Below are 24,772 nucleotides of genomic sequence, written 5' to 3' on the forward strand. Positions count from 1 at the left end.
CGGCTCGTTCGCCGGTGCGGTTGACTTTGCCCGTGCTGATGGTGGGATTGACCGGCGGGATCGGCGCGGGCAAGAGCGCCGTCGCCACCCGGCTCGCGGAACTTGGCGCGATCGTCATCGACGCCGACCGGCTCGCGCGGGAGGCCGTGGCCACGGGTTCGGACGGGCTCGCCGAGGTCGTGGCCGAGTTTGGGCCCGAGGTGCTGGCTGCGGACGGCGCACTGGACAGGGCGGCGCTCGCGAGCCGCGTGTTCGGCGACGACCCAGCGCGCCGCCGGCTGGAGGGCATCATCCACCCGCGGGTACGCGCCCGGACCGCGGAACTGGTTGCAGCGGCGCCGCCGGACGCGGTCGTCGTCAACGATGTGCCGCTGCTCGTCGAGTCGGGACTCAACGGAGCGTACGAGCTCGTCATCGTCGTACTCGCCGATGAAGACGCCCGGGTGGCCCGACTCATCCGTGATCGCGGGATGACCCCTGACGAGGCCGCCGCGCGGATCCGTGCCCAGGCGACCGACGAGCAGCGCCGAGCTGTCGCCGACATCGTGATCGTCAACGACGGTAGCCTTGAGGATCTGAGCCGCAAGGTCGACGAGGTGTGGCGCGAGCGCCTCGCGTCCGCGTGACGCGAGGCACTGTAAACGAGAGGTTCACATACGTTACGGCGCTCGCGGCGGCCGGTCAGCGCTCTCCAGCGCGACCGCAGCGGTGCGCCTCACCGGCCATGCCGGGGCTGCAGACCCTGCGTCGGGGGACGGATCGGTATGGACGATCCGTCAGCTTCCCGATCGGCCGCCGCGAGCGGCCTACGTATCGACGGTAACCTGGTGATCTTTGGCGCACAATCGCAATGCCGGAATGAATCGTGTCCACGCACCCGCGCGGGGGACGCCGGCCCAGAAGTGACGCCGGCCCAGAAGTCTTGTCGGACCCACGACGTACCGTTGGTGCCATGACGCTCGCCATTCCCCGCTTGGATCGCCGCTTCGAGGTCGTGAGTGAATATCAGCCCTCCGGTGACCAGCCGACCGCGATCGAAGGGCTGGAGAAGTGGGTCCGCCGCGGCGACCGGCACGTGGTGCTGCTCGGCGCGACGGGCACCGGTAAGAGCGCCACGACGGCATGGCTGATCGAGCGGCTGCAGCGCCCGACGCTGATCCTCGCGCCGAACAAGACGCTCTGCGCCCAGCTGGCCAAGGAGTTCCGCGAACTGATGCCGCACAACGCGGTGGAGTACTTCGTCAGCTACTACGACTACTACCAGCCCGAGGCGTACATCCCGCAGACCGACACCTACATCGAGAAGGACTCCTCGATCAACGAGGAGGTCGAGCGGCTGCGCCACTCCGCGACGATGAGCCTGTTGACCCGTCGCGACGTCGTCGTGGTCGCCACCGTGTCGGCGATCTACGGCCTCGGCACCCCGCAGGAGTACTTGGAACGCGCGGTGAAGGTGCGCGTCGGCGACGAGATGGAGCGCGACAAACTGCTTCGCCGCCTCGTCGACGTGCAGTACGCCCGCAACGACATCGCGTTCAACCGCGGCACGTTCCGGGTCCGGGGCGACACGCTGGAGATCATCCCGGCGTACGAGGAGCTCGCGATCCGCATCGAGTTCTTCGGCGACGAGATCGAGCAGCTGTCCTACCTGCACCCGCTCACCGGCGAGAAGTTGCGGGAGACCGACGAACTGCTGATCTTCCCGGCGACCCACTACGCGGCCGGTCCGGAGCGGATGGAGCGGGCGATCCGTGACATCGAGGCCGAGCTGGCCGAGCGGCTGGAGGAGCTGGAGCGGCAGGGCAACCTCCTGGAGGCCCAGCGGCTGCGCATGCGCACCACCTACGACATCGAGATGATGCGCCAGGTCGGGTTCTGCTCCGGCATCGAGAACTACTCGCGTCACATCGACGGGCGGGCGCCCGGCAGCGCGCCGCACTGCCTGCTCGACTACTTCCCGGACGACTTCCTGACCGTCATCGACGAGTCGCACAACACGGTGCCGCAGATCGGCGGGATGTACGAGGGGGATGCCTCCCGCAAGCGGACGCTCGTCGAGCACGGGTTCCGGTTGCCGAGCGCGATGGACAACCGGCCGCTGCGCTTCGACGAGTTCACCGACCGTGTGGGACAGGTCGTCTACCTGTCGGCGACCCCGGGCCCGTACGAGCTGGGCAAGGCCCAGGGGGAGTACGTCGAGCAGGTGATCCGGCCGACCGGACTGGTCGACCCCGAGGTGATCGTGAAGCCCACCAAGGGCCAGATCGACGACCTGATACACGAGATCGGCGTCCGCACCGAGCGCGACGAGCGGGTCCTGGTCACCACGCTCACCAAGAAGATGGCCGAGGACCTCACCGACTACCTGCTCGAGCACGGCATCCGGGTGCGATACCTGCACTCGGAGGTTGACACGCTGCGCCGCGTGGAGCTGCTCAAGGAGCTGCGCCTCGGCGACTACGACGTCCTGGTCGGCATCAACCTGCTGCGCGAGGGTCTCGACCTGCCCGAGGTGAGCCTGGTCGCGATCCTCGATGCCGACAAGGAAGGCTTCCTGCGCTCCGGCACCAGCCTCGTGCAGACGATCGGTCGCGCCGCGCGTAACGTCTCCGGCCAAGTGATCATGTACGCCGACAAGGTGACTCCCTCCATGGCGCACGCGATCGACGAGACCAACCGGCGGCGGGCCAAGCAGGTCGCGTACAACAAGGCCAACGGGATCGACCCGCAGCCGCTGCGCAAGAAGATCCATGACATCCTCGACGACATCTACCGCGAGTCGGAGGACACCGAGGGCGTGCTGGCCGGCCACGACGCGGGCGGTGCGATGGTCGGCGGCTCCGGCCGGCAGATGTCGCGGGGCAAGGCGCCGGTGCCCGAGACCCGATCGCGCCGCAAGGCCGCTGCGACGCCGTCGCGCGAGGGCATGGCCCGTGCCGACCTGGCGCAGCTCATCCAGGATCTCAACGAGCAGATGCTGACGGCGGCGCGCGAGCTTCAGTTCGAGTTGGCCGCCCGGATCCGCGACGAGATCAGCGAGCTGAAGAAGGAGCTCCGGGGCATGGACGTGGCGGGCGTGCGCTGACCGGACCGGGCGCGCCTGCACTGGCTGCGCCATCCGCACCTGCTCGCCACCGAGGTGCGCGTCACCCGGAACGTGGCGACGATCATCGCCACGTACCCGGGGAAGACGCGAGGCTCAGGCCGGCACGTCCACGAAGTGCTCCACCCGGGGCGCTCCGTCGAAGTAAGGCCCGATAAGCCCGCGCCACTGGGTGAAGCGGTCGGTGGCGCGGAAGTTCTCGATGTGGGCCTCGACCGAGTCCCACTCGACGAACAGCACGAACCGGGTCGGCGTCTCCACGCCCCGGGTCATCCGCACCGAGCGGCAGCCGGGGGTGTCCGCCACCAAGGTCCTGGCCTTGGCGTACGCCGCGGCGAACTCGTCCTCACGGCCTTCTTGTACGTCGATCAACGCGACTTCGAGCACCATGCCGGCAAGCCTGCCATGTAGGGCCGTGGATACGGGCGGCGGGGCGGGCGTCGACGAAAGCCGGGCGCCGGCCGCGTGCGGGCGCTGACCGAATGCGGTGACGTAGGTCTAATCCGACACGCCGATCCGATCTTTTGCGACCCTGCTCGCCCCCGTCGGGGTCCGTAGGGGAGAATGGCGGAACAAGGAGGGGAGTATTCCCTCGCGACGACGTCGTCAACACGGCGGCCACGACCTTCGGGTCATCGGTTGCCCGGCGTCGCCGGTCGCCGGTTAAGGCGGCGGGAGAGACCTCCGGAGTCACTAATTGCACACGTGGTGCGCCGGGAAGCCCCGGCGTTCTGTTGGCGTGCATGTGTCTACCGGAGGGGCACCCATATGAACGTCTCGACCTCGGTTTGGGCTATCACTCTCGTCGTTCTCGGCGCGTTACTGCTGTTTGATCTGGTGATCGTCGGCCGTCGCCCGCACGAACCGTCCGTTCGCGAGTGCGCGCTCTGGATCACCTTCTACGTGGGCCTGGCGGTCCTGTTCGGCATCGGTGTCTGGGCGGCACACGGCGGGGACTATGCCGGGCAGTTCTTCGCCGGCTGGATCACCGAGTACAGCCTCTCGGTCGACAACCTCTTCGTCTTCGTGATCATCATGGCCCGCTTCGCCGTGCCGCGGAGCGCCCAGCAGAAGGTGCTGCTGGTCGGCATCGTGCTGGCGCTGCTCATGCGCGGCGCGTTCATCGCGGTCGGCGCGGCCGCGATCAGCCGCTTCGAGTGGGTGTTCTACCTGTTCGGCGCGTTCCTCGTGTACACCGCGGTCAAGCTCGCCAGCGGCGGGGAGGACGAGGGCGAGGAGTTCAAGGAGAACGTGATGATCCGGTGGGCGCGCCGGATGCTCCCGATGTCCGACCGGTACAACAACGCGCGCATGACGATCCAGGTGAATGGGAGCCGGCTGCTCACGCCGCTGTTGATCGTGATGATCGCCATCGGCACGACCGACCTGATCTTCGCCCTCGACTCGATTCCGGCGATCTTCGGTCTGACCCAGGAGCCCTACCTCGTCTTCACGGCGAACGTGTTCGCGCTGATGGGGCTGCGGCAGCTGTACTTCCTGCTCGGCGACCTGCTCAACCGCCTGGTCTACCTGTCGGTGGGGCTGTCGCTGGTGCTGGGGTTCATCGGCGTGAAACTGGTCTTCCACGCGCTGCACAACAACAACGTCCCCTTCATCAACGGCGGTGAGCACGTCGGTTGGGCGCCGGAGATCTCGACCCAGATTTCGCTCGCGGTCATTCTTGGTACGCTCGCGATCACGGCAGTCGCCAGCCTCATCAAGTCCCGCTCGGTTGCCCGCCGCGAGTTGATCGGCCCAGCCGCGACGATGGAATCGGCCCAGGAGGCGCGCGACCGGGACCGCGTCACGGACTGATTCCGCCGACCCGGGATCCCGCCGCACGAACAGGCCGAGGGTCGGTGTCGGCGGCGATCCCGGTGTGGGTACCCACCCGGTCGTGTGCCGAAGGCGCATAAGGCAGGCTGTCTCTCGCGGAAACGACATAACGGAGGCGGCATGCTCGAGCGCGGTCTGGGTCTGGTCGGTGCGCCCAACACCCGTGACTTAGGTGGCATCGTCACCGTCGACGGCCGGCGCCTGCGCTCCGGCGTGCTGATGCGCGCCAGCGCGCTGGGGCGCCTGACCGACGGTGACGTGGCGGTACTGGCCGAACGGAAGCTGGCCCACGTCGTGGACCTGCGCGACACGAGCGAGATCGAGACCGCCCCGCCGGACCGGTTACCCACCGACCCCGCACCGCGGGTACGCCACATCCCGGTGTTCGATCCCGAGCACCCGGTCTTCACGTACGTGTCGGCGGTGCTGATGGGGCACGACGTCGCGGCGACGCCCGTCGCCGGGGTCGACGGCTCGCCGGGCGCGATGGTCGAGCTGTACCGCTGGATGGTGGGTGACGAGGGTGCCACCGCCGGGTTCGCCGTCGCGATCCGGGCGGTCGCCGATGCCGCCGGCGAGCCGCTGCTGTTCCACTGCAGCGCCGGCAAGGATCGTACTGGCTGGCTGGCGGCGGTCCTGCTCAGCATCGTCGGGGTGGACCGGGACACGATCACGGCTGACTATCTGGCCACGAACGGCTACTCCCGGGCCACCCATGTAGCGATCATGGATGCGATGCGGGCGAAGGGGCGCCTGGTGCAGCCGGAGGTGCTGCTGCCGCTGTTTGAGGTACGCCCGGAGTACCTGGCAGCCGCGTACGGCGAGGTGGAGCAGCGGTACGGCGGCATGGAGCGGTACGTGCGCGATGCGCTCGGCGTGGACGCCGACACCGCCGACGCCCTCCGCGACCTGTTACTCGATCGGCCCTGAGTGCCCGGGCGCATGCCGATCCAGCCGAACGCCGAATCGCACTGCCGGGAGGACGACCCGGCGGGGCAGCCCGCGAGGAGAAGCGCCCGATCCGCCGTTGTGGCGCGGTACGCCGGCCTGGCCGCCACGACGCTCATGGCGCTGCTGTCGTGGTCCGTCGGTGCGCTGCCGTGGCAGCAGCCCCACCAACTGGCAGCAGGGGCGCCGATGCTGCCCGGGCTGGTCTGGCACCGGGTCGGCCTCGGGCTGTGGCTGGTGGCGATGGCGGTGCTGGTGGCCGCGTGGTGGGTGCTGGGCAGGGAGGTGCGCCACCGCCGGGTGACCCCCCGAGCGGTCATCGTCACCGCGGCGCTGTGGGCGGTGCCGCTGCTGGTGGCTGCGCCGCTCGCCAGCCATGATGTCTACTCGTACGCCTGCCAGGGGCAGGCCTACCTGGCCGGGGCCGACCCGTACCGGGTGGGGCCGTCCGCCCTGCCGTGCCGGTGGCTGACGGCCGTGCCGCCGATCTGGCGCGGCCAGCCCGCACCGTACGGTCCGGTCGCCGTCCTGGTGGCTGCTGCCGCCGCGCACGGCTCGCTGTTGGGTGCTGTGGCAATGCTGCGGTTCGCCGCGGTCGCCGGCCTGGTGCTGCTCGCGATCGGACTGCCGGCCCTCGCCGCCCGCTGCGGTGCCCGCCCGGCCACCGCGCTCTGGCTGGGGCTGGCCAACCCGGTGGTGCTGGTCCATCTGGTCGGCGGTGCGCACCACGACGCGCTCACCGCCGGCCTCGTCGTCGCCGGGCTGGCGCTCGTCGCCGGCGGGCGCGCCGTCCCTGGCGCTGCGGTGGTCGGCGTCGCCGTCGCGGTGAAGGCGACCGCCGTCGTCGTGCTGCCCTTCGCCGTCCTGCTCGCGGTCGTGGCGTCGCGAAGCGCGTCGACGCGCACGGTCGGGCACAGGTGGGTGCGGGCAATGCTGGCCGTCGGCGCGGCCGCCGCTGCCGCCTTCACCGCGCTGACGCTCGCCGCCGGCCTGGACCTGGGCTGGACGGCTGCCTTGCCCGTCTCCCACCAGCCGGTGTCCTGGATGTCACCGCCCAGCGCGGTGGGCGCGGTCGTGGGTGCTGTGGTGGGCGGATTCTCGCTGTCCGGTGTCCCCGCCTCAGTCGAGGTGGCGCGCGCCGTCGCGCTGTACGGCGCGCTGCCGGCGGTCCTGCTGGCGCTGTGGTGGTGGGCCGCCCGATCCGGGAACCTCCGGGCCGTCACCGCGGCGGCCGGTGCGGCTCTCGCGGCGACCGTGGTTCTCGCGCCGGTGGTCTACCCCTGGTATGTGGTGACCCCGGCGGCCGTGCTCGCCGCCGCGGCGAGCGGCCGGGTCGTACGCGCCGTCGCCGTGGTGGTCGGTGTGCTCAGCTTTGTCGTCCTGCCCAACAGCCTGAACCTCGCGATCGTCACCCGCTGGCCGGGCGTGATCGCCGAGGTCGTCGCCCTGCTCGCGCTCGCGGTGTGGGCGATCAGCCGCAGCCGCGCAGCATCGATGGGGCGCACCCGACAAGAGGCCGGGGCCAGCGCCGTGAAGCGCTGACCCCGGCCTCTTTGTGGCGTCGGATCAGTTGGAGTGAGCCCGGCGGCGGAAGATCCGCTCGCGCTCCTTGTGGTCCAGGTGCACCTTGCGGATCCGTACCGTCTCCGGCGTGACCTCCACGCACTCGTCCTCGCGGCAGAACTCCAGGGCCTGCTCCAGCGACAGCTTCCGCGGCGGGATCAGCTTCTCGGTTTCGTCGCTGGTGGACGCGCGCATGTTGGTGAGCTTCTTCTCCTTGGTGATGTTGACGTCCATGTCGTCGGCGCGGGAGTTCTCGCCGATGATCATTCCCTCGTACACCTCGGTGGTCGGCTCGACGAACATCGTGCCGCGCTCCTGGAGGTTCATCATGGCGAACGGGGTGGCCACCCCGGCGCGGTCGGCGACCAGCGATCCGGTCGCCCGGGTGCGCAGCTCGCCGAACCACGGCTCGTAGCCCTCGAAGACGTGGTGCAGGATGCCGGTGCCCCGGGTGTCGGTGAGGAACTCGGTGCGGAAGCCGATCAGGCCGCGCGCCGGGACCAGCCACTCCATCCGGACCCAGCCGGTGCCGTGGTTGATCAGCTGCTCCATGCGGCCCTTGCGGGTGGCGAGCAGCTGGGTGATCGCGCCGAGGTACTCCTCGGGCGCGTCGATGGTCAGCCGCTCGACCGGCTCGTGTACCTTGCCGTCGATCTCGCGGGTGACGACCTGCGGCTTGCCGACGGTCAGTTCGTAGCCTTCGCGGCGCATCTGCTCGACCAGGATGGCCAGCGCCAGCTCGCCGCGGCCCTGTACCTCCCAGGCGTCGGGGCGCTCGGTCGGCAGGATGCGCAGCGAGACGTTACCGATGAGCTCCCGTTCGAGACGGTCCTTGACCAGCCGGGCCGTCACCTTCGCGCCCTTGACCCGGCCGGCGAGCGGCGACGTGTTGGTGCCGATGGTCATGGAGATGGCCGGCTCGTCGACGGTGATCCGCGGCAGCGGCTGCGGGTTCTCCGGGTCGGCGAGGGTGTCACCGATCATGATCTCGGGGATACCGGCGACCGCGATGATGTCGCCCGGCCCCGCCTCCTCGGCCGGCTTGCGCTCCAGCGCCTCCGTGATGAGCAGTTCGGAGATGCGTACCCGCTCGGTCGAGCCGTCCTCGCGCAGCCAGGCCACGGTCTCGCCCTTGCGGATGGTGCCCTCGTGGACGCGGCACAGCGCCAGCCGCCCGAGGAACGGCGAGGCGTCGAGGTTGGTCACGTGGGCCTGCAGCGGGGCGCCCTCGGTGTAGGACGGCGCCGGGATGGTGTCGAGCAGGGTCTGGAACAGCGGCTGCAGGTTGTCGGAGTCGGGCTGGCCGCCGTCGTCGGGCTGGTTGAGCGAGGCGCGGCCGTCGCGGGCGCAGGCGTACACGATCGGGAAGTCGATCTGCGCCTCGTCGGCGTCCAGATCGAGGAAGAGCTCGTACGTGTCGTCGACGACCTCCTTGATCCGCGCGTCGGGGCGGTCCACCTTGTTGATCACCAGGATGATCGGCAGCCGGGCCTTGAGCGCCTTGCGCAGCACGAACCGGGTCTGGGGGAGGGGACCCTCACTCGCGTCGACGAGCAGGACGACGCCGTCGACCATGGTCAGCCCACGCTCGACCTCGCCGCCGAAGTCGGCGTGGCCCGGGGTGTCGATGATGTTGATGGTGACGTCCTCGCCGTCGGGTCCGTGGTAACGGACCGCGGTGTTCTTGGCGAGGATCGTGATGCCCTTCTCCCGTTCGAGGTCCATGGAGTCCATGACCCGGTCGGCCATCTCGGCCCGGGAGTGCCATGCGCCGGACTGCCGGAGCATGGCATCGACCAGGGTGGTCTTGCCGTGGTCGACGTGGGCGACGATTGCGACGTTACGAAGATCGGAGCGGGTCTGCATATGCGTTATTGTCCTGGATGTGATCATCGGCTGATGCCGGGGTGGATAGCGCCGCCGGGGACCGGCGGCGGGGACAGCTGAACTCGGTGCGGGTAGCGCGCTGACGGCGTCAACGGTAACGTGCCCGCGCGCCGGGGAAGAGGTATCGGGGATGGGCTCCGGCAGACGGGTGAAAATCATGGGTGCGGCGGCGGTGCTCGCCGGACTGCTCGTGGTGGCCGGCTGTGCCCGCGACACTCGAGGTGGCGCAGTCGATCTCCACGGCCGGTCCGCTGGAGAGCCCTACGGGGAGGCGAGCGCCACTCCAACTCCGGCCGCCAGCCCCACGGCCGCGCCGGCCGCGCCGATCGCACCGACCGCATCGGCCCGCCCGTCCGTGACGCCGAAGCCGACCCGGACGGCCAAGCCCGCGGCCGTGACGCCCTCGCGGGATCCGGTCAAGGCGGCGCAGCCGCTGCCACCGCCCCCGCACCAGCCGGGACCGCGGCCCACGTCGCCGCCGCCCGGCGCGAAGTGCCCGAGCTATACCGGTACGAACGCCCCGAAATCCGACGTCCGTGCCGCGCTGGACACCGTCGCCGGCACGAGCTTCTGGTACAACAGCGCCCCGCAGATCAGGATTCCCGAGAACCTCATGTACGCCGTGGCGTGGCAGGAGAGTGGCTGGCAGTCGGCGATCCTGGCCTGTGACGGCGGCATCGGCACGATGCAGATCATGCCAGACACGGCGACCTGGTTGAACGACCGGTTCGCCCCCAAGAACTACGACGTCCACACGGTCACGGGCAACATCATGCTCGGCGGCGAGTACCTGTCCTGGCTGGTCAAGTACTTCGGGGACGCGTACTACGAGAGCAACTACGACCTGTCGGTCCCGGCGCCGGCGGGGAGCGTCTCGCTGCTGGACAGCGTGGTCTCCGCGTACAACTACGGGCCCGGCGCGGTCCATCCGGACCAGGGTGAGGCCGGCATCCCCAACTGGCAGTACGTCAACAACGTGGAGGCGTTGATGACCAACTGCCCGTGCCTCGCCGCTTCTTAGCCGACCCCGCGTACGTGATCGGGGTGGTGAACCGGACTCCGGTTCACCACCCCGATCACGGCGTCGAGTGGGCGATCAGTCAGGCCACGTGCCGGTCAGCTTTCGGAAGCCCGCCGCGCCGCTCCGGTCGACCGCGGCCTTCACCAGGCCGAAGATCGCACCCTGGAGCGCGGCCGCGGTCAGCACCTCGGCCCAGGTGTAATCCTCAGACCTGGCGTGCGGAGCCTCCTCCTCGCCACTGATCTTCTTCCACACCTGCTTGAACACGACGCTGGCCAGGACACCCCCGGCGACCCCGACGGCGAGGCTGAGCGGTTTGTAGAGCGCCTTGGCCATGGGGTCGCCGTCCCGGTCGCCCGTAGTGCGCTTGTTGCTCACCTACTCCTCCTCCACCGCATGAACCACACGACCAGCGCGGCGGCGCCCACCACCACGACGAGGGGGACCGGGTTCCGGCGCACCCGGGACGCCAGCTCCTGGGCCTTCTCGGGCGCCTCGACCGCCGCCGTCCTGGCCTCGACGGCCGCGCTCTGGATCCCCTCCCGTACCCGCGCTTTGGCCTCGTCGGCGGTCTCCTGCAGCCGGGCCTTGAGGTCCACCTTGGCCGCCAGCGCCTGTACGGTCTCGCCGAGTTCGGCGCGGGTGTGTTCGATGTCCGCTCGTAGCTCGTCGACATCGCTCGGCGGCGCGGAGCGCTCCGGCCGGTCCGGAGACGGCCGGTCAGGCGACCTCGCCGCACCGTCCGAGGCGTCTGGCGTCGTCATCGAACTCCCCTCTCCTTGACCGCCTCCGAGACGGTCTCGATGTCCTCCTTCAGGCTGTCCACTGTCCGCCTGGGTACCGGTGGGGTCGCCTTCTTGACCTGTGCGCGGCCGAGCATCGCCATCACCCCCGCGATGGCCATCAGCACGACCCCGACGATCAGGGTGGCCAGCCAGGCGGGCATGACCAGCGCGAGGAGCAGCACGACAGTCGCCAGCAGACCGGCTCCGCCGTAGAACGCCACGATACCGGCGGCGCCCAACATGCCGGCCCCGACGCCGGCCTGCTTGCCCTTGCGGCTGAGCTCGAGCTGCGCCAGCCGCAGCTCGTCGCGGACCAGGTGCGTGACCTGCTCGGACGCGAGCTTCACCAGCTCGGCGGTGGACCGGCCGTCGACTCGTTCGGCGGTCCGTTCTTGGTTCATCAGGTTCGTCATCGTGGCTCCTTTCGGGCCCTTACCGGTTGGTTCCCCAGGGCGGCAGGTGCTAATCACCGAATGTCAGCGGCTCCCACGGGGTATGCGTTGTGGTGAGTTGCCGCTACAGGAGGACAGTGATGGATGTGACCTACCACGAAACGCCCGACGATGTGGCCAGGCCCGGCCTTGGCGTCGAGCCCGGGGCATTGAGCACCGACGACCTGCTCCGCGAGCTGCGTGTCCTGCACGATCGGCGGCACCTCACGTTCCGCCACGGCTCTGATGACGCGCTGGCCCACCACGACCGGCGCACCGCCGAATTGGAGCGGGAGTACCTGCGACGCTTTCCGGACCGCGAGGTCGATCCGCATCGGCTGCGGCAAGATGACTGAACCATCGCCGTGACGCTCGACGTATCGGCGCGGTAAGCGGGCGACGGTAGGGACCATCGCCCGCTTACCGTCTCAGGCCGGCGGCGCTCCGAGATGGACCACCTTCGTCTGGGTCATCTCGTCGAGCAGTTCGGGCCCGTACCCGTACCCCTGACCGCTTGCCCGGCGGGGATGGGCGGCGCCACCGGGCGCCCCGCCGAACACGTTGTTGACTTTCACAGTGCCGGCGGGAAGTTCCCGCGACGCGCGGATGGCATGAGCGAGGTCACGGGTGAGCACCGTCGCCGCCAGCCCGTACTCGCCCTGGCCGGCGCGCGCAAGCGCCTCGTCGAACGTGCCCACCACCGCGACGGGCGCGACCGGTCCGAAGGTCTCCTCTCGCATCACCGCCATGTCGTCGGTGCAGCCCGCGAGCACCGTCGCCGGGTAGTAGGCACCAGGCCCCTCCGGAACGTCGCCGCCGGCCAGCAGCTTGGCGCCACCGGCGACCGCCTGCTCCACGTGGCCGTGAACGTGCTCGCGCAGCCGGCGGTCGACGAGCGGTGCGAGTTCGGTGCCCGCCTCCAGCCCCGGCCCCATCCGCAGCGCCTCCGCCCGCGCAGCGAGGGCGGCGAGAAACGGGTCGGCGATCGCCTCGTGTACGTAGATCCGCTCCACTGACACGCAGATCTGCCCGGCGTTGGCGAAGGCGCCCAGCGCCGCTTGGGCGGCCGCCCACTCCGGGTCGACATCGGCATCGATGATGAGGGGGTCGTTGCCGCCGTTCTCCAACAGCACCTTGGTACGCGTACCGGCGGCCGCGCGGGCGATCGCCCGCCCGGTCGCGCATGCGCCGACGTGCGCGACGACGTCGACCGGCTGTTCCACCAGCCGCGCGCCGACTGCTCCGTCGCCGAGGAGCAGGTTGAGGACGCCGGCGGGCAGGTGCTCGGACAGGATCCGCGCGAGCAGCCAGCCGGTCGCCGGGGTGCGCTCGCTCGGCTTGTACACCACGGTGTTGCCGGTGACCAGGGCCGCGCCGATCAGCCCACAGGAGACGGCGACCGGGTCGTTCCAGGGGGTGATCGCCGCGACCACGCCCCGCGGCTCGTACACCATCAGGTCGGTGGCACCGAAACCGCCGTTGAGCGACCGGCCACGGTGCACCGGGCCCAATTCGGCGTACTGGCGCAGGGTCCCCACGCCCGCGTCCACCCCGCCACGGGCATCGCCCAGCGGCTTGCCCATCTCCAGCGTCGTCAGCCGGGCCAGGTCGTCCGCGCGCGCCGCCACGGCGTCAGCGGCACGGTGGACCGCGGCGGCGCGCTCGGCCGCGGCAGTGCGTGCCCACTCGGCCGCGGCAGACCGCGCCGCGCCGACCGCCGTGTCCACCTCGGCGGGAGAGGCTACCGGCGCGGCGAAGAGCTCTTGGCCGTCGGCCGGATTGGTGATGGTGATGCGCCGGGTGCTCTCGGCGGCGGACCACTCCCGATGGACAAGCTTTTCGGTGTCGGTCATGGCGGGTACATGTCCCGATTCGATGGAATGCAAACGCCGAGCCGACCGGATCACCATTCGGCGCGGTCCGCCATCTCCACCCGTCTGCGCGCCCTATCCACAGCGGACTGGAGGGCTGACCCTAACGGCCACCCCTGACAGTCCGGTCGTACTCGCTTGGTCGGGTGGTGCGGAACAGCCTTCCGTGCGGACTCCGTCCACAGTGGCCGGATTGGACAGTGCGAAAACGGGAAGTGTCAATTCTTTCACTGTCCGTACGCTCCCTCCCCGGGACAAACGAGCCGGGAGGTAGGTATGTGGAAGAAGGCGTTCGTCGTTTTCGGCTGTGACCTCGTCATGAGGAGGTGCCACGCAGCAGCGTGAGCATCTCGGGCAGATCGAAGAACGTGGCCGTGGCGATCGCCGACTGGCCGCCGACGGTCGGGTCGGCCCCGGCCGCCAGTAGCGTCGTCACGATCTCCCGCGACTGGCGGAACACTCCGGCGCCCAGTGCCGTCTGTCCCCGGTCGTTGACGCGGTTCACGTCGGCTCCCCGCTCCACCAGGGCCGCGACGGTGTCGGGGTGCGCGTGGTAGGCGGCGAGGATCAGCAGGGTGTCGCCGGAGTCGTTGGTGAGGTTGACCGGCAGACCGGCGTCGACCTGTGCGGCGAGCTCCTCGGTGAGCCCGGAGCGGGCCAGGTCGAACATGCGGTGCGCGAATGCGAGGGTCTCTTCGTCCAACTGGTCAGCCACGTGCCTAGCCTATGACGGAGCCTGCCTCGATCGCTCGCGCGGCCTATCGCTCGACCGCCTCCCGCAGCGCCGCGAACTCCGCCGCGAGCCGGTTGAGGGTGTAGTGGGCGTTGAGCCCGCTCGGGTTCGGCAGCACCCAGACCGGGGTGGCGCCGATCCGCTCCGGCTGCGCACCCACCTTCGCCGTACGCTGCCCGAACGCCGTCCGGTACGCGCCGACCCCCAGTACGGCCAGCCAGCGCGGCCGGTATTCGTGGACCTTCGCGGCCAGCACCGCGCCGCCGTCGACCAGTTCGTCGCGGGTCAGCTCGTCGGCGCGGGCCGAACCGCGCTCCACGAAGTTGGTGATGCCCAGCCCGTACGCGAGGAGTTCGTCCTGCTCGTCGGGGCGAAACTGACGCGGGGTGAAGCCGCCCCGGTGCAGCGCCGGCCAGAACCGGTTGCCGGGGCGCGCGAAGTGGTGCCCGGTGGCCGCCGACCACAGGCCCGGGTTGATGCCGCAGAACAGCACGGCGAGGTCGGGGGCGATGACGTCGGGGATGACCCGACCGGCCGCGGCGTCGAGGTCGGCGGGGGAGGGGCGGGCTGACACGCGGCAACCCTAGCCACGCCGCAGAGATCTTGGGCACCGACCGGTGCCCCAGATCTTGCGCCACGGGTCAGGCGACGACCGTCTCCACCGGGCGCTCGTAGAACCGGTGCGCTGCGAGGGCCTTCACGAACGCCGTCACGAACTCGTCGTTCGGCGCTCCCGAGTCTCCGTGGGCCACGACCCCCGCGGCCGCCTGCTTGCCGTTGAATCCGTTCACGAACGGCGGCAGGTGGACGGTCTCCAGCAGCGACGCGCCCGTGCCGAGCACGCCGAGCGGCTTGGCGTGCTTGTACGCCTCGGCGAGGAAGTGCAGCGCGAGCGCGTTCGACCGCAGTTTCGCGGCGGCGTCCGCCCCGTCTGGCACCACGACGGCGTCGTAGAGCACCGAGGCGACGGTCGAGAGCGCCCGGTCCACCGGGAGCTTCGTGCCGTCCGAGCCGGCCACCTCACCGTCGACCGGCGCCAGGAGTTCGACCACCGCGTCCTCCCGGCCCAGCGCCTCGCGCAGCGCCGTCACGCTCTGCGGGTTGACGCCGTCGGCGACCAGGAAGGCGACCTTGCGCCCCTTGACCCCGTTGACGCCCCGCTTGCTGGTCTGGCTGAGCGCCGGCGAACTGCGGCCATGGTTGTCTACCGCCTTGGTCGGCTCGGTGATGCCGAGGCCGACGGCGACGGCGACGGCGAGGTCGTTGTCGACGTGGTTGAGGTGGTCGACGACGCGCTCCCGGATGTACCGGCGGCTGACCTTGCCGAGCTCGAACCGGTACGCCTCGATGATGTGCTTCTTCTCCCACGGCGACATGCTGTTCCAGAACAGGGTCGCCTGGCTGTAGTGGTCGGCGAAGCTCTCCGGCCGCTTGCGCAGCTTGGGCCCCTCCTCCCACTCCGGGTAGTGCACGTACCCGTTCGGCGCCCGGTCCTTCGGGTAGCCCTCGCTGATCGAGTTCGGGTGGTAGTTGGCCCCGCGGGCAGGTACCTCGTCGAAGTGGAACCCGTCCTGCTGGTGGTTGACCACGGGCACGATCGGCCGGTTGATGGGGATCGAGGCGAAGTTCGGGCCGCCCAGCCGGGTCAGCTGGGTGTCAAGGTACGAGAACAGGCGCGCCTGCATCAGGGGATCGTCGGTGAAGCCGATGCCCGGCACGACGTTCTGTACGCAGAACGCGACCTGCTCGGTCTCCGCGAAGAAGTTGTCGGGGTTGCGGTTGAGCACCATGCGGCCGACCGGCCGGACCGGCACCAGCTCCTCCGGCACGATCTTGGTGGGGTCGAGCAGGTCGAAGTCGAACCGGTCCGCCTCGTTCTCGGGGATCAACTGCACCCCGAACTCGTACTCGGGGAACTGGCCGGCCTCGATCAGCTCCCACAGGTCGCGGCGGTTGAAGTCGGGGTCGTGCCCGGCTATCTCCTGGGCCTCGCTCCAGACCAGGGAGTTGACGCCCGACTTGGGGGTCCAGTGGAACTTGACGAAGGTCGAGTGGCCCTCGGCGTTGACGAGCCGGAACGTGTGGACGCCGAAGCCCTGCATCATGGCGAAGCTGCGCGGGATCGCCCGGTCGGACATCAGCCACATGACGGTGTGCATGGTCTCCGGCTGCAGCGAAACGAAGTCCCAGAACGAGTCATGCGCCGACGCGCCGGTGGGGATCTCGTTGTGTGGCTCCGGCTTGACCGCGTGGATCACGTCGGGAAACTTGATGCCGTCCTGGATGAAGAAGACCGGGAAGTTGTTGGCGACCAGGTCGAAGTTTCCCTGCGAGGTGTAGAACTTCGTGGCGAAGCCGCGTACGTCGCGAACCGTGTCCGGAGAGCCCCGCGACCCCTGGACCGTCGAGAACCGGACGAAGATCGGCGTCTCCATCAGCGGGTCGGTCAGGAACTCCGCGGTCGTGTACTCGGCGAGCGAATCGTCGTACGGCTGAAAGTAGCCGTGCGCCCCGGATCCCCGGGCGTGGACGACCCGCTCGGGGATGCGTTCATGGTCGAACCGGGTGATCTTTTCGCGGAGATGGAAGTCTTCCAGAAGGGTCGCCCCGCGTTCCCCGACCTTCACGGAGTTGTCCGTGTTGTCGATTGGAATGCCCTGATCGGTCGTCAGGTGCGCCCGCATGTTGACCTGATGCGCGCGGAGCTGTTCGTCCTTGATCGACGCGGGTGGGGTGTCGGTGCGGCGCTGGGCAGTCATGACCGCCTCCTTGGGGTGGTACGGAGAAGCGTCACCGCCTACTACCGCAATTGGAACGGTTCAACCCTGCGCGTACGCACCCCGTCACCTGCGCAAGGGTGTCGAGGCCGGGTGGGTGGGTAGCTACGCGTCATCGCCCGCGGCTGTCACGCGGGCAGTGACGGAGGTGGACCCCGTGCCGGAACGGGGCAGTGCGGCGGCATCGCGGGACGAGAACAGCGACCCGGTCCGGGCCTTCGAGACGACCCTGCCGGTGGGGGTGCCCGACGCGGACTCCGACGACCTACGGACGGCCGCCGAGGCCAGGGCGCGGGTGCTGGGTCGCGCCCAGCCCGAGCCCGAGCTGGGCGAACCCGGGCCGCCGATCAACCGCCGCTCGCCGTACATCGTGGGGATGCTCGGCGCCGCCGGCGTGGCCACCACGTACATCCTTCTCCAGATCCTGCTGCGGGCCGGCGGGGTGATCGCCCTGATCGCGCTCGCGCTGTTCCTGGCCGCCGGGCTCGACCCCGCCGTGCAGTGGTTGATCCGCCGCGGGCTGCCCCGCTGGGCGGCCGTGACCGCGGTGAGTCTGGTCCTGATCGGCATTGTCATCGGTTTCTTCGCCGTGGCGATCCCGCCACTGGCCGCCCAGGCCGGCCAGTTCGCTCGGGAGTTCCCCGGCTATCTCCGGCACCTGAACGACCCCCACTCAGCGCTGGGGCGGCTGGAGACCCAGTACCACATACGCGAACGCGCGACAGAAGCGCTGCAAACGGCCGGAGGCAGCAAACTGTTCGGCGGGTTGCTCGGTGCCGGCGTGATTGTGCTGGACGCCCTCGCGTCCACGCTCACCGTCCTGGTATTGACCGTCTACCTGCTGGCCGACATGCCCAGGATCCGGGCGCTGATCTACCGGCTCGTCCCACGGCGGCGGCGCCCCCGGGCGATCCTGCTCGGGGACGAGATCTTCGCCAAGATCGGCGGGTACGTGATGGGAAACCTGATCACCTCGTTGGTCGCGGGTGTCCTCACGTTCGGGTGGCTGATCACCTGGGGCGTACCGTACGCGCTGCTGCTGTCGCTCATGGTCGCGCTGTTCGATCTGATCCCGGTGGTCGGCGCGATCCTTGGGGGGCTCATCGTCACCCTTGTTTCGCTGACGGTCTCGCTGCCGGTCGCGATCGCCACCGCCGTCTACTTCGTCGTGTACAAGCACCTCGAGGACTGGCTGCTCGTGCCGCGGGTCATGGGACGCGCCGTCGACGTACCCGCGACCGTCACCCTCGTCGCGGTCCTGCTCGGCGGCGCCGCGCTCGGCATCATCGGTGCACTGATCGCCATTCCGGTGGCGGCGGCCGTCCGGCTGGTGCTGCGCGAGGTCGTCTTCCCCCGCCTCGACCGGATGTGACCCGCCGGCGGTGGCGGTTTGGCCCGCCGAAGCGGGGGGTAGGCCGGCCGGAACGGCGAGTGATTGTCCGGCAAGACTCCATCTCCGTGCGACCTGTGGCCCGCGAGGGCTCCGGGCTGGAGGGTGAAGCGATGAGTGACGATCCCACCGTCATCGGAATCAACCGCACCCAGGACGCGTCCATCGCCGTCGCCGCCGGTCCCTCCACTGTGTACAGCATCCAGAAGGAGCGGATCACCCGCCGCAAGCACCACTGGGGGCGACTGGGCGACCTGGCGAACCTGTACCTGCCGGCCCTGCCCGCCCTACGCGAACCGGTCGACCTCGTTGTCGAGTGCTACTCCTCCGACAGCGAGGTCGAGCGGCTGCCGGCCTACCGCGACGAGCTCACGCAGAGCCTGACGTTCCGCGACGGCGTACGGGTGGCCATGCTGTCCCATCACCTCGCGCACCTGTACAGCGCCTTCTACCCGTCGCCGTTCGAGCGCGCCGCCGTGATGGTGGTGGACGCGCAGGGCAGCCGGGTAAAGGACGTCACGGAGACCTTCCCAGCTCCGGACGCCGGCCCGGACCTGCTGGAGGTCGCGTCGTTCTACTCCTGCGAGCGGGGGCGCGTCGAGTGTCTGGGCAAGCACCTGTGGCACGGCAACTGGGCCGAGCCGGCGGGCCTCGGCTGCTTCTACTACCTGCTGACCCGCACCATCTTTCCGGGTGAGGGGAACGAAGGGAAGGTGATGGGCCTCGCGCCGTTCGGCCGGCCGTACGCGTTTGCCCTGCCCGAGTTGGGGGTCGACGAGTACCGGGTCTCCATCCCCGCGGAGTGGCTGGAGATCTTCGCCGACCGCGCCCGGTTCGCGTTCTTCTCCGACGGCAGCGGCTCCTTCTCCGACTGCGCCAACCTGGCCGCCGTTGGCCAGCGGGTGTTCGAGACCGCGCTGATGCGGGTGGCCGACTGGCTGTACGACCAGACCGGCGCGGCCAACCTCTGCTTCGCCGGCGGGACCGCGCTGAACTGCACGGCCAACGGCAGGCTGCTGCACGACAGCGGCTTCGACGCCGTCTTCATCCCGCCCAGCCCCCACGACGGCGGTACCGCGCTCGGCTGCGCGCTCTACGGGATGATCGACTGTCTCGGGGAGCCGAGCGAGTTCCGCTGGGTCAACGATTTCCTCGGGCCCGATCTCGACGCGCGGACGGTCGAGGAGGCCCTGCGCGCCGCTCCGTCGGACCTGGTCGTCGAGGAGCCGGTCGACCTCGTCGACGAGGTGGCGCGGCTGCTGGAGTCCGGCCGGGTGGTCGGGCTGCACCAGGGCCGGAGCGAGTCCGGGCCGCGCGCGCTGGGCAACCGCAGCATCATCGCCGACGCCCGCCGGCCCGGCATGCAGCGGTTCATCAACTCACACGTCAAGGGGCGCGAATGGTTCCGACCGCTCGCGCCGATCGTCTTGGCCAACGCGGCGGCCACCATCTTCGACGTCGACCGGCCGGCGCCGTTCATGCAGTACGCGGCCGACGTCCGGCCGGCGTACCGCGCGGCGCTCCCCGCGATCACGCACGTCGACGGTTCGGCGCGGCTGCAGACCGTGGAAGACGAGAACACCCCGTTCCTGTACGAGCTGCTGCACGCCTTCGCCGCGCGCACCGGTGTGCCCGTACTGCTGAACACCTCCCTCAACCGCAAGGGCGACCCCCTCGTCGAGACCCCTCAGGAAGCGCTCACATGCCTGCAACAGACGTCGATGCACGCCCTCGCCATGCCGCCGTACCTGGTACGCAAGCAAATCGAGCCGCCGCTGCCGAACAGATGACGACCGGGCGGCCGGTGCGGGGCGAGGTGATCGGCAAGCCCGTCGAGATCACCTGCCTGGGCCACGCCACATTCAGGTTCACCACCCCGGAGTCGAAGGTGGTGCTGGTCGACCCGTGGACCTACGGCAACCCCCTGTGTCCACAGGAGGCCAAGGACGTCGGCGAGGTCGACCTGATCCTGATCACGCACGGCCACCACGATCACCTCGGCGACGTGTTCACCATCGCCAGGCGCGGCGCCCCGAAGATCATTGCCGTGGCGGAACTGGGGAACTGGCTACGGTCGCGCGGGCTCAAGGGGCTGCGGACGATGAACGTCGGCGGAATCGTGAACATCGAAGGCGTGCGGATAACAATGACGCCGGCCGAGCACAGTTCGAGCGTCGACGACGACCCGGGGGCGTACGTCGGAGTCGCGGCAGGCTACGTCCTCCAGTTCTCCAACGGCAGTCGGATCTACCACGCCGGGGACACAGCGGCGTTCCCGGGCATGGAGCTCATCCACGAGGTGTACCAGCCGGACCTGGCCCTGTTGCCGATGGGCGACCAGCACACGATGGGGCCGGCCGAGGCGGCCGTGGCGACCCGCCTGCTCAAGGTCGGCCAGGTCGTTCCCATGCACTACGGGATCACGCCCGGGTCCCGGGGCGCGCCGGCGGCGTTCCGCCAGGCCCTGGACGCCATCGGGCTGCGCGACGTCGAGATGATCGAGATGAGCCCGGGGCAGAGCCTCGCGTGGGGCGGTGCCTAGCTGGCGAGCCGGTCCAGCACGTTACGGGTGATCCGCTCGACCACGGGCTCCCCTCGTGCGAGGAGGCGGGGCCAGTCGGTCGTGGCGGCGGTGAAGACGTTGCCGTGGTTGGTGAGCAGCCCCATCGTCGCGGCCCGGTTTCCCCGTCCCCACCCGCTGCCGGTGAGGTCACCGACGCCGAGGATCGTGAAGCTCTCCGGCGTGCCGTCGTCGCCGGTCGGCCGTGCCGGCAGCCCGCGTGCGAGCCGCCCGCGGTCGAAGTGCGCGCCGTCGCACTCGTACCCGACGAGGTACTCGTCCGGCCGGTCGCCGAACCTGTCCCCGTCGCGCAGGCCGGTCCCCGCGTACACCCAGTGGTCGGTGTGCTGGGCTCGGTAGCCCACCGGGAGCGGGCTCCGGTCGACATCCCGTTCTCCGCCGTTTTTGAAGCTGACGCCGGTCAGCGAGTTCTCCGGCTGGGAGGTGTCCGACCAGTTGTGTACCCGGCGGAAGCTGAACCGGTCGTCGAACGTGACCCGCCACCAGCAGGTGTTGCCGCCGAAGAAGGCGACGTTGCCACCATCGTGGACGAAGCGTTCCAGGTTCGTCCGCATCGCGTCGCTGTAGTACTCGTCGTGCCCGGCGCTCAGCAGCAGGCGGTACCCGCGCAGCGACCCCGGTCCGGCGCTGTCGTGGAGATCGAGGTCCGTGCAGTAGTCGACCCGGTAACCGGCGCGCTCCAGCCAGGCGATGAAGGGCGCATCCCAGTGGGCGAACGTCTGGCGTGGTGTCGCCGGGTCGAACGGGTCGAAGTTGCCGATGTCCCATGGGGTTCCGCCGGTGCCGCCGCCGGGCCGGCGCACCGAGACCGTCGCCGGCACCGGCACCGGCAACGCCTGGGGACTGGGCAGCGTGTACAGGCACCAGCCGCCCCGGTGGGTGGTGCGGTCGTACCGGTGCGGCGTGACCTGGTTGTACGCGTGGTAGGTCAGCAGCGGAACCTTGTACAGGATCGCCGCTGCGGGGGCCGGGCGGCGGACGACGAAGAGCGCGCGCGCATCGCGTGCGTCACCGGCGCGGCGGTCGGGCGGCGCCACGGGGTTGCCGCTGCCGTCGCCCTCGACCAGGACGGCGATGTAGACGCCCGGCGGCCAGTCGCGCGGTACAGCGAACGGATAGGCCGGCCAGCCCGGTAACTCTTCGCCGTGCAGGCCGGGGCCGGGCCGGCCCCAGTCCTGGTAGGGCAGGTGGGCCGGCAGGTTGTGCCCACGGTGCCACGGTGAGCGTCCGTGCGGCGCGACCCTGGCACCCCACCGGTAGAAGTCGACGCGGAACTCGGGTGCGTCCGTCGACACGCGCAGCGTGAGCTCGCTGCCCGCCGACACGGTGGGGTACTCGGGGTAGCCGTAGATCATGGCCGATTCGTGGTCACATCTCCCGGTGTCACCACCCCCGGGCGCGCCACTCCGGGATCGACGGCCGCTCGGCGCCCAGGGTGCTGTCGTTGCCGTGGCCCGGGTAGAACCAGGTCTCGTCCGGCAGCCGCCCGAAGATCTTGTTCTCCAGGTCGTCCATGAGACTCGTGAAGTCTTCCGGTGACGTCGTCCGCCCGGGGCCGCCGGGGAACAGCGAGTCGCCGGTGAACAGGTGCGGATGACCGGCCGGGTCGCGGTAGAGCAGCGCGATCGCACCAGGGGTGTGCCCGACGAGGTGGATGACCTCCAGTTCGGCGTCTCCGACCCGTACCCGGTCGCCGTCCTTCAGGGTCTGGGTCACGATCGGGATCTCCGGCGCGTCGGCCTCGTGCGCCAGCGACTCGGCGCCGGTGAGGCCGACGACGTCGTGCAGCCCCTGCCAGTGGTCGAAGTGCTGGTGTGTGGTGACCACCGTTTGCAGGCCGCCCTCGCCGAGCAGCGACAGCAGCCGGTTCGGCTCGTTCGCCGCGTCGATGAGGAGTTGCTCGCCGGCGCTGCGCAGCAGGTAGGCATTGTTATCCATGGGGCCTACCGAGATCTTGATGATGGTCAGCTCGGCGAGTTCACGAACGTCCGGCGCGCCGCCGGGGGAGACCTGTCCGGTATAGGTCACAGCAACACTCTCACTTCCAGATCGGTACGGTCGGCAGCGGCCCCTCGGGCGTCACCGTCAGGTCGGCGCCATCGGCGCGGCCGCTGAGCCACGCGGCGATCCCGTGCCCGCTCCCGCTCACGGTCACGGCCGGGTCGGTGCCGATGGTCAGTTCGTGTTCGAGGTCGGTGGCGTGCAACCGCACCGGCGCCATCGATTCGGCGAGGTCGGCGACCAGGTCGTGCAGCAGTCGGTGCACGAACGCGTCGGGCCAGTCGGCTGGCCGATATCCGGCGTCCAGGTCGACGTGGTGAAGCTCGACCTCCGACAGCCGCGCCCACGGAATGTAGGCGGCCAGCCGGGTGTGACCGCCGCGCCAGCGCACGGTGGCGGTCCAGGCCGCCGGCGGCAGCTGCGCGACCGCGGCGTCGAAGCGCTCGGCCGCTGCCGCCAGGTCGCTGGCCTGCTCGGCGACCGGTCGCCGAGCGCCCGCCTCGATGTCGGCGGTGCGGTGCTCGTCGCTGGGGTAGGCCGGCGTATCCGCCCCGGTCCGAGCGCCGGTCAGCAGGTTGACGCAGGCGTCGGCGTTGCGCGCGAGATGGGTCAGGAGATGCCCGCGGGTCCAGCCGGGCAGCAGCGACCCTCCGGTGACCGCGGCGTCGTCGAGCCTGCGCGTCGTCTCGAGCAGCCGGGCCGTTGCCCGGTCGATCTCAGGAAGGAGCACGAGCGGGTCGGCGGTCATGTCCACCACTCTAAGCCCGGCCCGGATCACCGCGCTCGGCCGCCGGAGGGTCGCGATATTCGGTTTCGTTTCCCCTGGTGGAGCCCTACCGTCGAGGTCGAACGCGTTCATCGTCAGACCGGTCATCAAGGGAGGTGGCTCGCGCATGGCATGCCTGAACCACCTCGTTCGCCAACCGTCGTAGACGCCGTCACAGACAAGGAAGACGATGACGTTCGACCTGGGGTCCCTCGGCTGGGACCCGTACTTCGCGGGCGCCTACGCCGCCTACGACCGCCCCACCCGCCGGCCCGGCAGGGTCACCCGGGTCGACCGGGGTGTCTGCACGGTACTGGGGGAGTCCGGCCCGGTACGGGCGAGCCTCGCGGGCTCGGTCCTCGCTGCCGCCGCGAGCGATCCGGGCGCGCTTCCGTGCACGGGCGACTGGGTCGTCGTCCACACCTGGCCGGACCGGCGGGTGACCGTCGAAGCAGTCCTGCCGCGGCGCAGCGCTGTCGTACGGGCCAGCGCCGGCACCGCCTCCCACCGTCAGGTGCTCGCCGCCAACCTGGACGTGGCGGCCGTGGTCGAACCCCTCGATCCCGCCCCGGACACCGGGCGCATCGAGCGGCTGCTCGCCCTCGCCTTCGAGTCGGGAGCCCGGCCTGTACTCGTCCTCACCAAGGCCGACCTGGTGCCGCGGCCTGACGCGGTCGCCGCCCAGCTTGCGGCGGCAGCCCCCGATGTACCGGTACACCTGGTCAGTACGCGTACCGGCGACGGCGTGGCCGACCTGCGGCGTCATGTCGAGTACGGGCGGACCCTCGGTCTGCTCGGCCCCTCGGGCGCGGGCAAGTCCAGCCTGGTCAACGCGCTTTCCGGGGCGGCTGTCATGACGACACAAGCGCTGCGCGCGGACGGGCGGGGCCGGCACACCACCACGTACCGTGCCCTGGTCCCGGTGCCGGGAGGTGGGGTGGTGATCGACACCCCGGGGGTACGGGCAATCGGCCTGATCGGCGGTGTCGAGGGGCTGAACACCGCGTTCGCCGACGTGCCGACCACAGCGATCTTGAGCTGACCACAGCGATCTTGAGCTGACCACAGCGACCTTGAGC

21 protein-coding genes and 2 pseudogenes are annotated in these 24,772 nt (G+C 70.1%); 11 read left to right on the forward strand and 12 right to left on the reverse strand.

Annotated features, from left to right (window positions below; genetic code table 11):
• Positions 1 to 32: 32 nt before the first annotated feature.
• Together coaE and uvrB are read left to right on the forward strand one after the other, a co-directional pair.
• Positions 33 to 614, forward strand: a pseudogene (coaE, locus tag HC028_RS12375) (dephospho-CoA kinase); the annotation flags it as partial.
• Between the two features lie 338 nt (positions 615 to 952).
• The gene (gene uvrB, locus HC028_RS12380; protein WP_168076663.1) at positions 953 to 3,085 is read left to right on the forward strand and encodes an excinuclease ABC subunit UvrB; all 2,133 of its coding nucleotides are present in this window, start codon (positions 953 to 955) and stop codon (positions 3,083 to 3,085) included.
• Between the two features lie 114 nt (positions 3,086 to 3,199).
• Here the strand turns inward: uvrB and HC028_RS12385 are convergent, their stop codons facing one another.
• Positions 3,200 to 3,493 (reverse strand): antibiotic biosynthesis monooxygenase family protein, encoded by a 294-nt coding sequence (locus HC028_RS12385; RefSeq protein WP_168076665.1) that lies wholly within the window; start codon positions 3,491 to 3,493, stop codon positions 3,200 to 3,202.
• A gap of 378 nt (positions 3,494 to 3,871) precedes the next feature.
• Here HC028_RS12385 and HC028_RS12390 point away from each other — a divergent pair, with 378 nt between their 5' ends.
• From HC028_RS12390 to mptB, 3 genes are all read left to right on the forward strand, one after another.
• On the forward strand, positions 3,872 to 4,918 hold the full coding sequence (locus tag HC028_RS12390; RefSeq protein WP_168076667.1) for a TerC family protein: 1,047 nt from the start codon (positions 3,872 to 3,874) through the stop codon (positions 4,916 to 4,918).
• Positions 4,919 to 5,059: 141 nt separating this feature from the next.
• Positions 5,060 to 5,869 (forward strand): tyrosine-protein phosphatase, encoded by an 810-nt coding sequence (locus HC028_RS12395; RefSeq protein WP_168076669.1) that lies wholly within the window; start codon positions 5,060 to 5,062, stop codon positions 5,867 to 5,869.
• 12 nt (positions 5,870 to 5,881) lie between these two features.
• Positions 5,882 to 7,429, forward strand: coding sequence for a polyprenol phosphomannose-dependent alpha 1,6 mannosyltransferase MptB (mptB, locus tag HC028_RS12400; protein ID WP_168076671.1), 1,548 nt, complete (start codon positions 5,882 to 5,884; stop codon positions 7,427 to 7,429).
• 24 nt (positions 7,430 to 7,453) lie between these two features.
• Here the strand turns inward: mptB and typA are convergent, their stop codons facing one another.
• On the reverse strand, positions 7,454 to 9,316 hold the full coding sequence (gene typA / locus HC028_RS12405) for a translational GTPase TypA (protein ID WP_168076682.1): 1,863 nt from the start codon (positions 9,314 to 9,316) through the stop codon (positions 7,454 to 7,456).
• 151 nt (positions 9,317 to 9,467) lie between these two features.
• Here typA and HC028_RS12410 point away from each other — a divergent pair, with 151 nt between their 5' ends.
• The gene (locus tag HC028_RS12410; protein ID WP_168076684.1) at positions 9,468 to 10,358 is read left to right on the forward strand and encodes a transglycosylase SLT domain-containing protein; all 891 of its coding nucleotides are present in this window, start codon (positions 9,468 to 9,470) and stop codon (positions 10,356 to 10,358) included.
• A 75-nt stretch (positions 10,359 to 10,433) separates the two neighbouring features.
• On the opposite strand, the gene HC028_RS12415 is transcribed toward HC028_RS12410, so the two are convergent.
• The 3 genes from HC028_RS12415 to HC028_RS12425 are packed head-to-tail and all read right to left on the reverse strand — an operon-like array spanning position 10,434 to position 11,556.
• On the reverse strand, positions 10,434 to 10,736 hold the full coding sequence (locus HC028_RS12415) for a DUF4235 domain-containing protein (protein ID WP_308442035.1): 303 nt from the start codon (positions 10,734 to 10,736) through the stop codon (positions 10,434 to 10,436).
• Positions 10,733 to 11,122 carry a DUF3618 domain-containing protein gene (locus tag HC028_RS27055; protein ID WP_203981237.1) on the reverse strand — a complete coding sequence of 130 codons (390 nt, stop codon included), beginning with the start codon at positions 11,120 to 11,122 and terminating at the stop codon, positions 10,733 to 10,735. Before HC028_RS27055 ends, HC028_RS12415 begins: the two co-directional genes overlap by 4 nt.
• Entirely contained in the window at positions 11,119 to 11,556 is a 438-nt protein-coding gene (locus HC028_RS12425; protein ID WP_168076686.1) for a phage holin family protein, read from the reverse strand. The genes HC028_RS27055 and HC028_RS12425 overlap by 4 nt, the downstream gene beginning before the upstream one ends.
• Before the next feature lie 119 nt (positions 11,557 to 11,675).
• Between HC028_RS12425 and HC028_RS12430 the strand changes: the two genes are divergently transcribed.
• Positions 11,676 to 11,930, forward strand: a complete 255-nt coding sequence (locus HC028_RS12430; RefSeq protein ID WP_168076688.1) for a DUF6158 family protein — start codon at positions 11,676 to 11,678, stop codon at positions 11,928 to 11,930.
• 72 nt (positions 11,931 to 12,002) lie between these two features.
• Here HC028_RS12430 and HC028_RS12435 read toward each other — a convergent pair whose 3' ends face one another.
• From HC028_RS12435 to HC028_RS12450, 4 genes are all read right to left on the reverse strand, one after another.
• On the reverse strand, positions 12,003 to 13,427 hold the full coding sequence (locus tag HC028_RS12435) for an aldehyde dehydrogenase family protein (RefSeq protein WP_168076690.1): 1,425 nt from the start codon (positions 13,425 to 13,427) through the stop codon (positions 12,003 to 12,005).
• Positions 13,428 to 13,761: 334 nt separating this feature from the next.
• A complete protein-coding gene (locus HC028_RS12440; RefSeq protein WP_205861366.1) occupies positions 13,762 to 14,115 on the reverse strand; it encodes an ankyrin repeat domain-containing protein in 354 nt (117 codons plus the stop codon).
• Positions 14,116 to 14,203: 88 nt separating this feature from the next.
• On the reverse strand, positions 14,204 to 14,752 hold the full coding sequence (gene mug, locus HC028_RS12445; protein WP_168076694.1) for a G/U mismatch-specific DNA glycosylase: 549 nt from the start codon (positions 14,750 to 14,752) through the stop codon (positions 14,204 to 14,206).
• Between the two features lie 67 nt (positions 14,753 to 14,819).
• On the reverse strand, positions 14,820 to 16,937 hold the full coding sequence (locus HC028_RS12450) for a catalase (RefSeq protein ID WP_203981236.1): 2,118 nt from the start codon (positions 16,935 to 16,937) through the stop codon (positions 14,820 to 14,822).
• A gap of 175 nt (positions 16,938 to 17,112) precedes the next feature.
• Between HC028_RS12450 and HC028_RS12455 the strand changes: the two genes are divergently transcribed.
• From HC028_RS12455 to HC028_RS12465, 3 genes are all read left to right on the forward strand, one after another.
• Positions 17,113 to 18,327 (forward strand): AI-2E family transporter, encoded by a 1,215-nt coding sequence (locus HC028_RS12455; RefSeq protein WP_203981235.1) that lies wholly within the window; start codon positions 17,113 to 17,115, stop codon positions 18,325 to 18,327.
• A 131-nt stretch (positions 18,328 to 18,458) separates the two neighbouring features.
• Positions 18,459 to 20,135: a carbamoyltransferase family protein gene (locus HC028_RS12460; RefSeq protein ID WP_168076696.1), complete on the forward strand. Its 1,677-nt coding sequence runs from the start codon at positions 18,459 to 18,461 to the stop codon at positions 20,133 to 20,135.
• Positions 20,132 to 20,887, forward strand: a complete 756-nt coding sequence (locus HC028_RS12465) for a metal-dependent hydrolase (RefSeq protein WP_168076698.1) — start codon at positions 20,132 to 20,134, stop codon at positions 20,885 to 20,887. Before HC028_RS12460 ends, HC028_RS12465 begins: the two co-directional genes overlap by 4 nt.
• Here the strand turns inward: HC028_RS12465 and HC028_RS12470 are convergent.
• From HC028_RS12470 to HC028_RS12480, 3 genes are read right to left on the reverse strand one after another with little or no spacing between them, the layout of a single operon-like run.
• Positions 20,884 to 22,281 carry a N,N-dimethylformamidase beta subunit family domain-containing protein gene (locus HC028_RS12470; protein ID WP_168076699.1) on the reverse strand — a complete coding sequence of 466 codons (1,398 nt, stop codon included), beginning with the start codon at positions 22,279 to 22,281 and terminating at the stop codon, positions 20,884 to 20,886. The genes HC028_RS12465 and HC028_RS12470 overlap by 4 nt on opposite strands.
• A 28-nt stretch (positions 22,282 to 22,309) precedes the next feature.
• Positions 22,310 to 22,954, reverse strand: coding sequence for an MBL fold metallo-hydrolase (locus HC028_RS12475; RefSeq protein WP_168076701.1), 645 nt, complete (start codon positions 22,952 to 22,954; stop codon positions 22,310 to 22,312).
• Between the two features lie 10 nt (positions 22,955 to 22,964).
• Positions 22,965 to 23,675 (reverse strand): maleylpyruvate isomerase family mycothiol-dependent enzyme, encoded by a 711-nt coding sequence (locus HC028_RS12480; RefSeq protein WP_168076703.1) that lies wholly within the window; start codon positions 23,673 to 23,675, stop codon positions 22,965 to 22,967.
• Positions 23,676 to 23,883: 208 nt separating this feature from the next.
• Here HC028_RS12480 and rsgA point away from each other — a divergent pair.
• A pseudogene (rsgA, locus tag HC028_RS12485) lies at positions 23,884 to 24,723 on the forward strand (GTPase RsgA); the annotation flags it as partial.
• Between the last annotated feature and the right edge of the window lie 49 nt (positions 24,724 to 24,772).

Origin of the sequence: Planosporangium flavigriseum, from assembly GCF_011947225.1 — a bacterium.
Lineage (GTDB): Bacteria > Actinomycetota > Actinomycetes > Mycobacteriales > Micromonosporaceae > Planosporangium > Planosporangium flavigriseum.